The 13,910-nt window shown below is 37.5% G+C and carries 11 protein-coding genes; 7 read left to right on the top strand and 4 right to left on the bottom strand.

Annotation, left to right across the window (positions count from 1 at the left end; translation table 11 throughout):
• Position 1 precedes the first annotated feature (1 nt).
• The 3 genes from mobC to mobA form a co-directional block, all read right to left on the bottom strand.
• Positions 2-2,011: a conjugal transfer protein MobC gene (gene mobC / locus C4H12_RS05560; protein WP_106098038.1), complete on the bottom strand. Its 2,010-nt coding sequence runs from the start codon at positions 2,009-2,011 to the stop codon at positions 2-4.
• 65 nt (positions 2,012-2,076) lie between these two features.
• Positions 2,077-3,414, bottom strand: coding sequence for a conjugal transfer protein MobB (gene mobB / locus C4H12_RS05555; RefSeq protein ID WP_106098037.1), 1,338 nt, complete (start codon positions 3,412-3,414; stop codon positions 2,077-2,079).
• Between the two features lie 24 nt (positions 3,415-3,438).
• Entirely contained in the window at positions 3,439-3,864 is a 426-nt protein-coding gene (gene mobA / locus C4H12_RS05550; RefSeq protein ID WP_106098036.1) for a conjugal transfer protein MobA, read from the bottom strand.
• A 569-nt stretch (positions 3,865-4,433) separates the two neighbouring features.
• Between mobA and C4H12_RS05545 the strand changes: the two genes are divergently transcribed.
• Genes C4H12_RS05545 through C4H12_RS05535 form a run of 3 tightly spaced genes read left to right on the top strand, consistent with a single transcriptional unit; the run spans position 4,434 to position 6,141 of the window.
• Entirely contained in the window at positions 4,434-5,192 is a 759-nt protein-coding gene (locus tag C4H12_RS05545) for a ParA family protein (protein ID WP_016421299.1), read from the top strand.
• Positions 5,193-5,203: 11 nt separating this feature from the next.
• Positions 5,204-5,587: a DUF3408 domain-containing protein gene (locus tag C4H12_RS05540; RefSeq protein WP_009389064.1), complete on the top strand. Its 384-nt coding sequence runs from the start codon at positions 5,204-5,206 to the stop codon at positions 5,585-5,587.
• A 2-nt stretch (positions 5,588-5,589) separates the two neighbouring features.
• Positions 5,590-6,141: a hypothetical protein gene (locus tag C4H12_RS05535; protein ID WP_106098035.1), complete on the top strand. Its 552-nt coding sequence runs from the start codon at positions 5,590-5,592 to the stop codon at positions 6,139-6,141.
• 4 nt (positions 6,142-6,145) lie between these two features.
• On the opposite strand, the gene C4H12_RS05530 is transcribed toward C4H12_RS05535, so the two are convergent.
• Positions 6,146-9,946: a TIR domain-containing protein gene (locus tag C4H12_RS05530; protein WP_106098034.1), complete on the bottom strand. Its 3,801-nt coding sequence runs from the start codon at positions 9,944-9,946 to the stop codon at positions 6,146-6,148.
• 188 nt (positions 9,947-10,134) lie between these two features.
• On the opposite strand from C4H12_RS05530, the gene C4H12_RS05525 reads away from it, so the two are divergent.
• From C4H12_RS05525 to C4H12_RS05510, 4 genes are read left to right on the top strand one after another with little or no spacing between them, the layout of a single operon-like run.
• Positions 10,135-10,401 carry a DUF4134 domain-containing protein gene (locus tag C4H12_RS05525; protein WP_074698907.1) on the top strand — a complete coding sequence of 89 codons (267 nt, stop codon included), beginning with the start codon at positions 10,135-10,137 and terminating at the stop codon, positions 10,399-10,401.
• Between the two features lie 3 nt (positions 10,402-10,404).
• Positions 10,405-10,755, top strand: coding sequence for a DUF4133 domain-containing protein (locus C4H12_RS05520; RefSeq protein ID WP_106098033.1), 351 nt, complete (start codon positions 10,405-10,407; stop codon positions 10,753-10,755).
• On the top strand, positions 10,745-13,234 hold the full coding sequence (locus C4H12_RS05515) for a TraG family conjugative transposon ATPase (RefSeq protein ID WP_106098032.1): 2,490 nt from the start codon (positions 10,745-10,747) through the stop codon (positions 13,232-13,234). The genes C4H12_RS05520 and C4H12_RS05515 overlap by 11 nt, the downstream gene beginning before the upstream one ends.
• 40 nt (positions 13,235-13,274) lie before the next feature.
• A complete protein-coding gene (locus tag C4H12_RS05510) occupies positions 13,275-13,904 on the top strand; it encodes a DUF4141 domain-containing protein (protein ID WP_009389083.1) in 630 nt (209 codons plus the stop codon).
• Positions 13,905-13,910: the final 6 nt, after the last annotated feature.

Below are 13,910 nucleotides of genomic sequence, written 5' to 3'. Positions count from 1 at the left end.
TTTATCCCTCCTTCTCCACCAAATACCTCAGCTCAGGATCGTTGGCGATGCGTTCTTTTTCGCGTTCAATGATTTCAACGACATCTAACTTTATTTGACGGTAATTGGCTTCTACCTGTTCTTTGGTAGTGTCGTTGCCGTTGGCATCGGTAAAGGATAGGACTTCAGGGATTTTCTGGTAGGCTTTGGTCTCAGCAGCTACTTTCTTGTTATCTACTATAATCTGAGCGTGGAATATCTTCTGCTCAATACGCTCGTCAAAGTTGTCAGAGACTGCCCCAACGAACATTCCTTGGGTGAGGTTCGCAATCTTACTGGCAGGGATAAGACTATCCAACTGCGTGGATATAGAGGTAGAGGTGTCATTGCGGTTAATCGTAGTAGATTGCCTTTTCTGCAATACCTTTCCAAAACGTTCAGAAAGGGTTTTAGCTGTTTCCCCTACTACTTGTCCGCTAAAAATATTCCCTACAGTATTCTGTATTACCTTGCTTTCCTTATCGCCATAATCACGGGTGAGCTGTGAATAATCTTGAAAACCTAAACAAACAGCTACTTTATTGCTTCGGGCTGTGGCTATTAGGTTATCCAATCCCCTAAAATATATCGTTGGCAGCTCATCAATAATCACTGAGGATTTGAGTTGTCCTTTCTTGTTGATGAGCTTTACAATACGCGAATTGTACAAACCCAAAGCTGCCGAATAGATATTCTGCCTATCGGGATTGTTGCCTACACAAAGGATTTTAGGTTCTTTGGGGTTATTGATATCCAACGAAAAATCATCGCCTGTCATTACCCAATAGAGTTGAGGCGAAATCATTCGAGAGAGCGGAATTTTAGCACTGGCGATTTGCCCTTGTAGCTGGTCTTGTGCGCCACCTTGCCAAGCATCCATAAAAGGCGATAGGTAATTCTCAAGTTCGGGGTACGAGGTGAGAATAGTAAAGACATCGGCATAAGGCTTGTTTAATAGCTCGATGGCGTGTGGAAAGGTACAGTACTTACCACCTTTGTAAATCTTCAAAAACCAAATAATAGCTGCCAATAGAATGATAGGCGACTCTACAAAGAAATCCCCTTGCTTTTGAATCCACGAGCGGTTGAGATTGAGCATAATCGTATAAGCAGATTCATAAGCATCGGAAATATCACTCATAAAGTTAGGGTTGATAGGGTTACAACGATGACTACGACGAGGATCATCAAAGTTTATCACATAGAACTTGGGCTTGACCTTGTACTTATCTAAATGCTTTAAGAGGTGATTATAGGCAATGGTAGAGAGGTCATCAAACTTGAAGTCGTAGATGTACATTGCAAAACCTTTCTCAATCTGTTGTTTGATATAGTTGTTCACTATGGCATAAGACTTCCCTGAACCAGGAGTACCCAGCACTATGGTTGCCCGAAAGGGATTTACCACATTGATCCAGCCTTTGTTCCACTTCTTGCGGTAGTAGAACAAAGTAGGTAGATTCACAGAATACTCGTTTGTCATCAGGCGTGTTTCCTGCATAAACGACTCGTTTTCATTGTTGAAAACATCATCTAAAAGGTTGTTTTTTAACAAGCGACTCATCCAAGAACCTGCCATAAGGAGCGCTATGTAGCCCAAAGATAGAGTAAGGATATAGAAAAAGGCAACCACTGAAGCAGGAAGGCGCAGGTATAAAATCCAAAAATTACCAAAGTAAAGAGCAGCTCCTACCCCCAGAGCGATGTAAATCTTTCGCCAAGTAATCTTGTCATTTTTTACACCTGTTGTTCCCAAACAGCTCAAGGCTAAGAGCAGGAGGGCAAAGCATTTGGTGTATAGCGGGTGAGAGAACAGTCCTGCTGTTCGTTGGAAGTTGGTCAAGATTCTATCCACTACAGCTAATATCCACTTTTCGCCTTGGAAAAAGCCATAACAATACCAATAGAGGTGCATTAGTACTATGAGAATACTTACTGCACGCATAAAAGCCATAATCTTGGCTAATGCTCTTAAATCATCATCGTTTTGCATATTTATTTCTGTTTTTAGTGTTTATCAATATTTTATACTTAGCTATGTCAGCTCAATAGCCACACCTAAGATTTGTTTTTCATTTTTCGCCGTTTGGTAGTAGCACGTTTCATTCTTCTGGTAAAATCCTCTTCTTCGTAATCTACCCCTTGATCATCCAAAGAGAAAAGAGTAAAGAAAGCATTTAAGGCTGAGTCCTTGCCAAAATTCTCTTGGTAATGTGTCCAAGAAGTGTCAGAAAAAGTATCCTCTTCAACAGTATTAGTATTGTCGTGATTTTTACTTGCATAAGGAGTTACAGATGGCATATTTACCTGAGAGGTTAAAGCCGTAGCAGGCTCTTCTAACGATTTTAGCCACTGATGAAAAACATTGGCAGAAAACTCCTTCCCCAGCTGAGAGCCATTATACACACTTTGGCTGTTGTGGTCGATAAAGGTTACCCCGTAGGTTCTCCCTTCTTTGTTTTCACGAAAGACAACCTCTATTCCTTTAGCTTTTAGTTCTTGAACAAATTCACTTTTGCTATGAGCTGTTTCTTTAGAAAAGGTGATATGTGCCTTTAAGGAAGTGGTGTCTTGTCCTTTTAGGTATTCGTGTCCCTTTTGCAAGTGTTTTTCGATATAAGGTAAGCTCAGTGTTTTGCCGAGCTTGGAGGCTTTAAAAGGATGGCTTGCCTTATTGCCATTTTCATCCAATACCACATATACCAAGCCCTTTTTAGGAATACCTTGCAGTTCGCCTTCTACCTTTTCTACCGCTATGTTAAACTGATTGAGCAAGGCGTTAAATGCTCCTAACGAGGCAAAATGATAGTGTTTTAGCAGTTGCTTTACCATATAAGTCATTTGCTTTTTAAGGTCGTTTTGTCGGTAATCTAAGGGGACTAATTTAGACAAAGGCAAGAGCTCATCATCTGTTAGCTGTGAATCATTGGTGATAGCAGGGATAAGTTGGTATTTCGTTTCCAACTCTCGGCATACTTTCATTGAACGTATTTTTTCAAAAGTATCAGAGATTTTCTTGCCGTTTTCATCTATCCCCAGCGATACAATGTGAATGTGTTTGCGCTCAATATCTGAATGTTTGTAAACCACAAAAGGTTGGTTGCCAAAGCCCATTCGCTGCATATAGTCAGTAGCCAACTTTACAAAGGTCTCGTCGCTTACCTTATCGTTAGGATCGGGATTGAGGGAGATGTGTAGGATAGGTTTTTCTGTCCTTATGTTGGCATAGAGATAAGGGGCAAAAGAACGAGATACTTCCGAAATGCCTACACTTCCTTGCAGAGGTTGTATCACTTTTTGAGCGTATAACACCTCACCTTGTCCTTTAGATACCTTGTTGTGATTGTACAAAAGTACTCCTAACAGCTGCGCCCCTCGATGTATTTTTGCTATCATAAACTGCTGTTTTCTTCTTAAAAACTACTTTAGTTTTTGCTCCATTTGTTGCGAAAGTTCTAATATTTGTTTGCAGATAGCAATCAATTGGGTAGTTTCTTTCTCCAATTTATAGAGGTAAGCAGCCGCTTTCTTCTCCGAAAAATTACGGTAGAGTATCTTTACAATCTGATTGTAATTGACCCCTACCGAACGAAATTGCGCATAGAGTTCAGTGAGTTTAGTGTAATAATCTAAAGCAGATTTATCAATTTTCACCACTTTTATCTCTCGGTTAAAAAGCAAAGAAGTGATAAAATGTGCTTTGACTTTCATTCCTGATTGCTCAAAAAGGGAGAGAAACTGATTGTTTTCTTCTTCATTCAATCGAAAAACATATCTAAAAGAAGTAGGATTTATCTTTTTGTTCCTACCTATGGGGCGTTTGTGAGTTGTTTTCTGTAAGGTCATATAAATTCAGTATTATTAAAAAACCACGACTTCGGAGTGCGTTTTAAGCTCCCTGCAAGGGCAAGTGGTTTTGAGGTGCCTACACGCCTAATGCGTGCCTCAAAACACAACTTGCTCTGTTCGGGTGAACAGAAAATTCTCCCTAACGGTCGAATTTTAATTAGCCATAAAGAGAGAAATTAACACTACGAGCGGGTAAAGTAATTTCAGGGTGCAAAACAAGTGATTTCTTAGCAAAGGATTTGTATATAACATAAAGCCAATCACTTCCTTATAAAGCCATTTACAACCCTACATAAGGCTATATGTATATTTATATGTTCCTTTGCACCCGCATACCAAAGCAAGTATGTATGGAAGTAAAAATGTATTTGCGTAGCTATGTAGCTACACAGCTATAAAGCTACCAATGTATGTACATACGCAAGTAATTAGTCAATTAGATAATTAGCTAATTACTTATATAACGGTATAGTTACAGAGATAATTACTTAAATAAAGATAGTTGTATTTGAATAGCTATGCACTTATATACTTACTGAATTACAAACATATTTAAACACATATATATGACATCAACGACAAAATTCATTAGCTTTTCCACCCAGAAAGGAGGGGTAGGAAAAAGCACTTTTACTACCTTAGTAGCCAGCTTGCTACACTACCGAATGGGCTATAATGTAGCAGTGATGGATTGTGATTATCCACAATACAGCCTACACCGAATGCGAGAGCAAGATCTTAAAACAGTGATGAACAACGAGCATTTTAAGAAAGCTGCTCATAGACAGTTTAGTGAGCTAAACAAAAAGGCATACCCCATAATACAATGTAAGCCCAATGAAGCCCTTGAAAAGGCACAACAGCTCATCGCAGAGACACCTTTCCCTATAGAGGTTATACTTTTTGATATGCCGGGGACAGTAAACACCGCAGGGATATTGACCCTGCTAGCACAAATGCATCACATTTTCTCACCTATCACTGCCGATAGAGTGGTAATTGAAAGTACTTTGAGTTTTACTGAGGTACTTTCCAATATCATCGCTAAGAATACTGAAAGTGCTATTAAAAGCGTACATTTGTTTTGGAATCAGGTAGATGGGAGAGAAAAATCGCCTTTGTACAAGATTTATGAGCAAGTGATCGCTGATTTAGGTTTGAACCTGATGCAAGCCTATATCTCTGATAGCAAGCGTTTTCGCAAAGACGGCACAGAAAACCAACGATTGGTATTCCGTTCTACTTTAATGCCTGCTGATGAGAAGTTGATGAGTGGTTGTCATTTGGACGACTTTATTAATGAGTTGGTACAGATTATTCAGTAAGCCTTAAAGATATGAAGACAGTAAAACCTATAGACGAAAACGAACTAATGGAGCTAATGGCAGGCAAGCAACCCACGCCTGCCCCTGCCATTGCTACGGCTCCAATAGAGACAGAGAAAGCACCCCAGAAACCAGCTCCTACCAAGAAGAAAAAGGCAGAACTCTATGAGTATGAAAGTTATTTTTTTGAGCAGGGAGAGACTTCAGCAAGAGAAGGAAAATCGGTGTATATACGCCCTGAGTTTCACCAGCGAATAGCCCGTATTGTACAGGTGATAGGAGAAGACAAGATCAGTCTGTATAACTATTTAGACAATGTACTTAAAGCGCATTTTGAGCAGTACCAAGAGGAAATTACACAGAGTTTTGAACAGAAATACAAACCTATATTTTGACAATGGAAAAGATTATCATTTTACTGCTTATTGTGGTCATTTTGTTGTTGCTATCGGACAAAATGCCTATAACACTATCTAAAAAGAGAGCTACTAAACCTAAAACGACCTCTATACCCAAGTCGGCTTCCTCAACTTCGGTAATGGGGGAAAGCAGGTTTGTGCCTTCTACAAAGGTAGCCACTACAGCTATCCCCTTAACAGAAAAAGAGCAACAGGATATTCTGACAGAATGGGAAGAGGAACCTACCATAAACCTTGAAGATGAAGAAGAGGATTTACGCAGTTATCGCACAGAGGCAGAGGACAATGATTTTGCCACAGGGCTTTCGTTTGAGGACTTGGAAAAGGTAGCTACTTTCCTCTCTGAGGACAAAGAAGAAGTTACCACCGAGAACATAGAGCTACTACAAAAGGTAGAGGGTACCAGCCTATTAGAAGCCATAGAAAAAGCCTTACCCCAAGCAACTCTTAAAGTGAGTGCGCTCTTGGAGAAGGCGTTGCCTAAAACTGTAGAGAGTAAAACGGAGTTTGATATTAGGGAGTTTGTGTAATATTTTATGTTATAAAATACTCTTCATCTTTCTTTTTTTCCTGAATAATTCGTTTGCTTAACTCGTTTATATTCTGCTGTGCCCATTCTGAAACTATAGGATTACTATTGTCCACAATGCTTTCAAGTAATTTTTTATTAGATTCAAGTAAGGGTACAATAGAACCTGACCACGAGAAGCTATTCATATTAGCCCCTAATCTGTCAAGAACCTCTTTTATATTTCCAAATTCATCTATTAATCTTTTTGCAATAGGATTCCATTCAGTTCGGTCTTCATTATATATAGGAACTAATTCAGCAATAAGAGTAGGTGCAATAGGTTGATTTTTATTACACCAGTCTATAATTTTTTCAACATTATCATTGTTAAATAATATATCTTTTTTTGTATATATGTTACTAACATATCCTCCCAACAGTTGCTTTATTCCCCAGAATTTCATATATCCATCATTCTCATTGATTATAGCAGAGGATATAATAGCCCAAGTGCTATCAAAATAATCACTCAATGCAATTTCAAATATGCTTCTATATGGTTCCAAACTAAGTGCAGTATCCCAGTTTATATAATTGATAATATCGTTTACCACAAATGAACATAATTTCTCATCTTTTTCTTCGTTTTTAAGAATATTTCTTATATGATTAAAGTATTGAAAGTTATCAATGTTATTATTCCATTGTACTCCTATTTTATATATACACTCTTTCAAAAAACCATCTATGACAATTTGTTTTTCAGCATCTTGAGTACGAATAGAACTTAATAGCTCAAAAATCATTATATACCCCTGTATCTCATAATTTAATAGCTTATTTTGTAAAGATTCAATCTCTTGTATACTGAGTTTTTGTAAAGCCATCCTATACTTTAAATGCCCTAAATAACTAAACAATTGAGGGTGATTATCTATTAATTTAAATAATTGATCAAAGTGCTCAACTCCTTTCTCATCATTAGCAACAAAAATAAACAGAAGATAATTTAAATACGATTTTTCTCCTACTTTTTGATAAAAATATTTCTTAATTTCTCTTTCTGATTGCTCAATAAAGCCTAATAGAATTGAATAATCAAACAATTCTTCGCCTAATTCTTCTGCTATTGATAATGATATATTAATAAATTTTTCACTTTTATCTATATTATCATTAAAAAAATCACTTATTGATTTGCCAAAATATGATTGATATATTACATAGATACCTTGCTCTCTTTTGTAAAGTTTAAACAGTAGTTCTCTTTGTTCTACTTCTTTAAACTCTATAAAAATCTTAGCTAAAGAATACATTCGTTCCTTTTCTTTCTCTTCAAAGTTTTCAAAAGAGTAATCTTTATCATAGAACTTATCATAACTTCTAAAACGAGTTATAAAATCCTCTGATAATTCTTCTATAATCTTTTGTAAGTGTGTTCTATGTTCTTCTGATATTTTATTACCTTCAAAAGCTAAGGTCATTCTAATACTATCTAATCCTTCTTGCCAAATTCTATTTTTTATAGCAATAACTTCATCTATATATGGTAGTACTATAGCTATCAAGCCTATATTAGTTAAACCTCTAATGGAATCAGCAATAATTTTACTTACTTCATCTATATATATACCTTCACTTCTAATAAGATTGATAAGTTCATCTAATATACTCTTATAGTATTCTGATATTTCATCATATGTAGGGACATAATCTTTTATTTCATCTATTCCTTGCCTTTCTGCACCTTTCATTCTTGCAAAATGGTTAGTTGTTAAACCAGAAGCCATTGCTTTAATAGCTAATTGGGTGAACTTTTCGTCTTTCATACCTAACCCCCATTTGATAATCTTTAATCTCTCCTTTAGAGAAACTTCTGTCCCAGCTAAGAAAATATGGAATAATTGCAAAAATTGTCCAGTTGCATTATTAGCCCACGACTCATTCTCTGCAACTGCAAATCTATATAATATCTTAGCACTATTACTGAACGTATCCTTATTGAAGCATAGTTTTTCTAATGCCCATATTATATTTCGTCTTCCTTCTTTAAATTCTAATAGCTTTTCTGTTTTTTCATTGTTAAATTGTCTATAAAAGTTATCAGATATCGCTACTGGATTCACTTCTACAAATGAACGGAAGAGGCGTGAACCCAACTCAGTATTTAAAACTTCTATACTATCAAAATAAGATTTATACCCTACAAAATTATCAATGATTGTTCTGATATCTGTGTTATATCCTAAATATCTAATTTGTTCTGATAAATAGTTCATAAGTTCTTCTTTGTGAGGTTTTTCTAATTTATCTTGTATATCTTTAATAATATTGTGAAAATGTTCTGAACTGATACTTTCCAAATATTTACTTGCTAATAGAACTGACAAAAAGAACGGTCTTATAGATAAATAACGACCTCTTTTTTCAAAAATTCCTCTTTTAATATAATATTTGACGGCTTCCTCAGATTCCTTAAGTCTCACAATATGATTATTATTAGAGATTGTTAGATTTTCATTAGTAACAATAAAATTATATTGTTCTTTCTTTTCATTTTCATAACCAACCTTCCTAAATAAAGAACAAGAATCTAAAATATACCTCCATTTTTCACCCTTCTTACCTAATATCTTATCTAATAATCCTTTGTTATCTGGTTCTTTCGTTAGTTTCCCATTTACAATATTTTCACACAATAGAATAGCTATAAGAGGTACTCCTTGTGAAATTTGTTTAATTATTTCTATTGTACTTTGTTCTAAATTGTCTGATTTAGCCTTTATAATATCTTCTATGGAGTCCAATAAATCTTCGTTCCCAATTTTAATATATTGGCTATCTTCATAATTCTCTTCAGGATTTGAATCAATAGAAATTAAGGATAGTTTGAACCCTTTTAAATTTCTAATAAATTTTTCATAACCATCTGCATTACAATTATCTATAATTAAAATAGCGTCTGACTTTTCTCTATTTATCGTATTAATAATTTCAAGATGATTATTTGAGAAATCATCATAGTTTAAGTAGAGTACTCTATTTGAGAGTAGAATAGTTTTTTCATCACCTTCTATTTTTCTAAATATCTCAAATAAAATTCGTGTTTTTCCAATTCCTGAAAGACCTGTAATCCTAATTGGTGATTTATTAGGATTATCAATTTCCTTCATTATAGTATCTCTAATTTCTTTTATCTTCTTATTCTCTATAAACTCATTTTGTATATTAATCTCATCTTTCCATTGTTCCCAAGTTTTAAAAGGTCTATATTTATTTTTTTGTTCTCTAATAATTTTTGATATAGTTATATCTAAAGCACCTGATAAGTGTTTTGTTAACTCATTTTTTTCTTTTTCTCTTTTTTCTTTATCAGTATAAATTTCTTCATTAATTGAGTATTCTATAGGAAACCTATCAGATCTAATATCAAAAGGTATCAATTCTGGATCATTATGAGGAGAACCAAATTTACTATTCAACACACTTATAATTTGAGATTTTCCAATATGAGCTATTGCTTGACCATACTCAAGGAGTACATTCGGATTAGGAGTATATTTTGTCTTAGCTGAAGCCCCATCGTTGTTAATTATTGTCATATCAGCTATAAAAATATGACAATTTTCAATTTTCTCAGCTATTGTTTCGGGAATAGATATTTGTCCTGACTCATCACGAAGGGCTTCTGTTATTTTAACTTCTATTGAATTATATTTTTGCTTTATTTGTTCCACAGCTTTCTTAATACAATCAAGTATAAAATAGCGATTGTATTTACTTTCTATTGTTGACTGCCACGAATAGAATATTGTTATTTTCATAAAGTCTCTAATTATTAGAATTCCACGCCGCAAAATTACAAAAACTTTTCCATATACAACCATATTAAGCCAAACCCTACCACTTTCATTCTCCTCATCTCCTATTCCCCTACCTTTGCCCCGAATTTTAAAATAACAGATTATCAATGAAGCGAAAATCAATTCTAAAACGGCTCCTTCTGCTCACGATGATAGGAGTTACACAATTTTCCATTGCTCAGGGCAATGGCGTAGGAGGTATCAACGAAGCTACCCGTATGGTTACCTCGTATTTTGACCCAGCTACCAAGCTCATCTATGCCATAGGGGCTGTGGTGGGACTCATCGGTGGGGTGAAGGTATATAACAAGTTTAGTAGCGGCGACCCCGATACCAGCAAAACGGCTGCCAGTTGGTTTGGGGCTTGTATCTTCTTAATTGTAGCGGCTACCATCTTGCGTTCGTTCTTCTTATAGATTATGGAGACAAAAAACAGCTATTCTATCAACAAAGGCATCGGCAGAAGTGTAGAGTTCAAAGGACTCAAAGCGCAGTACCTCTTCATCTTTGCAGGAGGACTGCTCTCGGTGCTCATCTTGGTGATGATCCTCTACACGGTAGGGGTCAATTCTTTTGTATGCTTGGGGGTAGGCGTTAGTATGGTTAGCCTTGTGGTTTGGCAGACTTTTTCACTAAACCAGAAATACGGTGAACACGGCCTGATGAAACAAGCAGCTCGCAAACGCCACCCCAAATACCTACGTCACCAAAGATCACCACGAAAATTTATTCGTTACCCTAAACCTAAAACAACCCTCAATGAGAAATAGTTCTAAAATCAACACCTTAGAGAGTAAATTCCCTATTCTTGCCATAGAACAAGACTGCTTGCTCACCAAAGAAGCCGACATCAGCGTCGGCTTCGAGGTGCAGCTCCCAGAGCTCTTTACCATTTCGGGTGAGGACTATGAGATACTCCACTCACTTTGGCATAAGGCTATCAAAGTATTGCCACAGTATACCGTTATCCACAAACAGGACTGGTTTATCAAGGAACAATACGAACCTGAACTGCAAGGCGAGAATTTGAGTTTTCTCTCTCATTCGTACGAAAAGCATTTTAACGAACGCCCGTTCTTAAATCACAGATGCTACCTATTTATCACCCAAACCACTAAAAACCGAATGAGAGCCCAAAGCAACTTTTCCTCCCTTTGCAAAGGGAACTTCTTGCCTAAGGAGCTCACTAACCGAGAACACGCCACTCAATTCTTGGAAGCGGTAGCGCAGTTAGAGCGTATTTTAAATGACTCTAACCTGATAAAGCTCCGTCAGCTCAAAACAGAGGACTATATAGGCACTCCCCACAAAAAGGGACTCTTTGAGCAGTATCTGAGCCTTTCCACTAATGAGAAAGAGAGCCTGCAAGATATATGCCTCTCTGCCGAGCAAATGCGCATTGGTAACCAAAGACTCTGTGTGCATACCTTATCAGATGCAGAAGACTTGCCTTCTAAGGTACAAGCCGATAGCCGTTACGAGCGACTCTCTACCGATAAGAGCGATTGCCGTTTATCCTTTGCAGCTCCTGTGGGCTTGCTACTGAGTTGTAACCATATCTACAACCAATATCTGTTCTTGGACAATTCCGATGAGAACCTCAGACAGTTTGAGAAGTCAGCACGCAATATGCACTCGCTTTCAAGATACAGCCGTAGCAACCAAATCAACAAAGAATGGATAGAGCAATACCTCAATGAGGCACACTCTTACGGACTTTCCTCTATCAGAGCGCACTTTAATGTGATGGCGTGGTCGGACAACCCACAAGAGCTTAGGAGCATTAAAAACGATGTGGGTAGTGCTTTGGCGTCAATGGAGTGTAAGCCTCGCCATAACACCATTGATACGGCAACTCTCTATTGGGCAGGTATAGCTGGCAATGCAGCCGACTTCCCCAGTGAAGAGACTTTCTACACGTTTATAGAGCCTGCTCTGTGCTTTTTTACTCAGGAGACCAACTATCAAAGTTCTTCCAGTCCTTTTGGAATTAAGATGGCCGACAGACTCACAGGCAAGCCTATCCATTTGGATATCTCCGATGAGCCTATGAAGAAAGGGATTATCACCAACCGTAATAAGTTCGTCTTAGGACCTTCGGGTAGTGGTAAATCCTTTTTCACGAACCACTTAGTAAGGCAATATTACGAACAAGGTACACATATCGTTTTAGTAGATACAGGGAACTCCTATCAAGGAGTCTGTGAGCTTATTCACCACAAGACTAAAGGAAAGGATGGGATTTACTTTACTTATACCGAAGACAATCCCATTGCCTTTAACCCTTTCTACACCGATGATGGGGTGTTTGACATTGAAAAGCGCGAGAGTATCAAAACACTGATACTCACCCTTTGGAAGCGAGACAATGAGCCTCCTACACGTGCGGAAGAGGTAGCCCTTTCCAATGCAGTGAACCTTTACCTGCAATTGGTAAAAGACAATCCCTCGCACACACCCTCTTTCAATGGCTTTTATGAGTATATCAAGAATGACTACCGAGCCATACTACAAGAGAAGCAGGTAAGAGAAAAGGACTTTGACTTGGCTAACTTCCTCAACGTGTTAGAGCCTTATTACAAAGGAGGGGAATACGACTATCTGCTCAATTCCGATAAGGAATTAGACCTGCTTTCCAAACGCTTTATTGTCTTTGAAATTGATGCGATTAAAGACCACCCCATACTCTTTCCTGTGGTTACTATCATCATTATGGAGGTGTTTATCAACAAGATGAGGCGCCTGAAGGGTATCCGCAAGATGATTCTCATCGAAGAAGCGTGGAAAGCGATTGCCAAAGAAGGAATGGCGGAGTACATCAAGTACCTATTCAAAACCGTGCGTAAGTTCTTTGGTGAGGCAGTGATTGTAACCCAAGAGGTAGATGATATTATCCATTCACCTATCGTGAAAGAATCTATCATCAACAACTCCGATTGCAAGATATTGCTTGACCAGCGCAAGTATATGAACAAGTTCGATGCTATCCAAGCGATGTTAGGACTTACCGAGAAAGAGAAGTCGCAAATCCTATCTATCAATCTCTCCAACGACTCTCGTCGCAAATACAAAGAAGTGTGGATAGGCTTAGGAGGTACACACTCTGCGGTGTATGCTACAGAGGTAAGCCGAGAAGAATACTTTGCCTACACCACTGAAGAGAGCGAAAAACACCAAGTGATGGAACTCTCCGAGAAGTTAGACGGCAATTTAGAAAAAGCCATCGTACAAATGGCTAATGGACTGTAATAAACTAATAATCATACGTAAATCATAATAATTAAAGTCAATGAAAAAAATGTTATTAACGGGGCTTTTTGCTATAGCTATGCTGGCAAGCCCCAAACTAAGCGCACAATGGGTAGTAACTGACCCAACTAATTTTGCTCAGAGCATTATCAACACTACCCAGCAGATAGTGCAAACCTCCTCAACAGCTAAGAATATGCTCAACAACTTCCGAGAGGTGGAAAAGCTCTACAACCAAGGCAAGGAGTATTACGATGCTCTGAAAAAGGTAAATAACTTGGTAAAAGATGCTCGCAAAGTACAGGAAACGGTGCTACTGGTAGGCGACATCTCCAAGATGTATGTAACCAACTTCAAGAAGATGAGCCAAGACCCTAACTTCTCCTCTCAAGAGTTGTCGGCTATTGCCAATGGCTACTCCAAGCTCTTGGGCGAAAGTTCTAAGCTACTCAAAGACCTGCAACAAATTGTCAATAGTTCCTCACTCTCTATGAACGACAAAGAGCGTATGGACATTATCGACAAGGTGCACAAGGAAGTGAAAGAGTACTATAACTTAGTACGCTACTACACCCAGAAAAACATCTCGGTAAGCTATCTACGTGCTAAGAAGCAAAACGATGCGCAAAAGGTACTCTCACTCTATGGAACAGAACTCAAATACTGGTAAAAGACT

The sequence above is a fragment of the Capnocytophaga sp. oral taxon 878 genome (genome assembly GCF_002999135.1).
Classification (GTDB): Bacteria; Bacteroidota; Bacteroidia; order Flavobacteriales; family Flavobacteriaceae; genus Capnocytophaga.
The sequence above is the reverse complement of the archived record's forward strand: the minus strand, read 5'-3'. Positions and strand labels throughout refer to the sequence as shown.

Coding starts and splice junctions, on each gene's coding strand:
- mobC (WP_106098038.1), bottom strand. CDS start 2,011: ATGCAAAACGATGATGATTTAAGAGCATTAGCCAAGATTATGGCTTTT.
- mobB (WP_106098037.1), bottom strand. CDS start 3,414: ATGATAGCAAAAATACATCGAGGGGCGCAGCTGTTAGGAGTACTTTTG.
- mobA (WP_106098036.1), bottom strand. CDS start 3,864: ATGACCTTACAGAAAACAACTCACAAACGCCCCATAGGTAGGAACAAA.
- C4H12_RS05545 (WP_016421299.1), top strand. CDS start 4,434: ATGACATCAACGACAAAATTCATTAGCTTTTCCACCCAGAAAGGAGGG.
- C4H12_RS05540 (WP_009389064.1), top strand. CDS start 5,204: ATGAAGACAGTAAAACCTATAGACGAAAACGAACTAATGGAGCTAATG.
- C4H12_RS05535 (WP_106098035.1), top strand. CDS start 5,590: ATGGAAAAGATTATCATTTTACTGCTTATTGTGGTCATTTTGTTGTTG.
- C4H12_RS05530 (WP_106098034.1), bottom strand. CDS start 9,946: ATGAAAATAACAATATTCTATTCGTGGCAGTCAACAATAGAAAGTAAA.
- C4H12_RS05525 (WP_074698907.1), top strand. CDS start 10,135: ATGATAGGAGTTACACAATTTTCCATTGCTCAGGGCAATGGCGTAGGA.
- C4H12_RS05520 (WP_106098033.1), top strand. CDS start 10,405: ATGGAGACAAAAAACAGCTATTCTATCAACAAAGGCATCGGCAGAAGT.
- C4H12_RS05515 (WP_106098032.1), top strand. CDS start 10,745: ATGAGAAATAGTTCTAAAATCAACACCTTAGAGAGTAAATTCCCTATT.
- C4H12_RS05510 (WP_009389083.1), top strand. CDS start 13,275: ATGAAAAAAATGTTATTAACGGGGCTTTTTGCTATAGCTATGCTGGCA.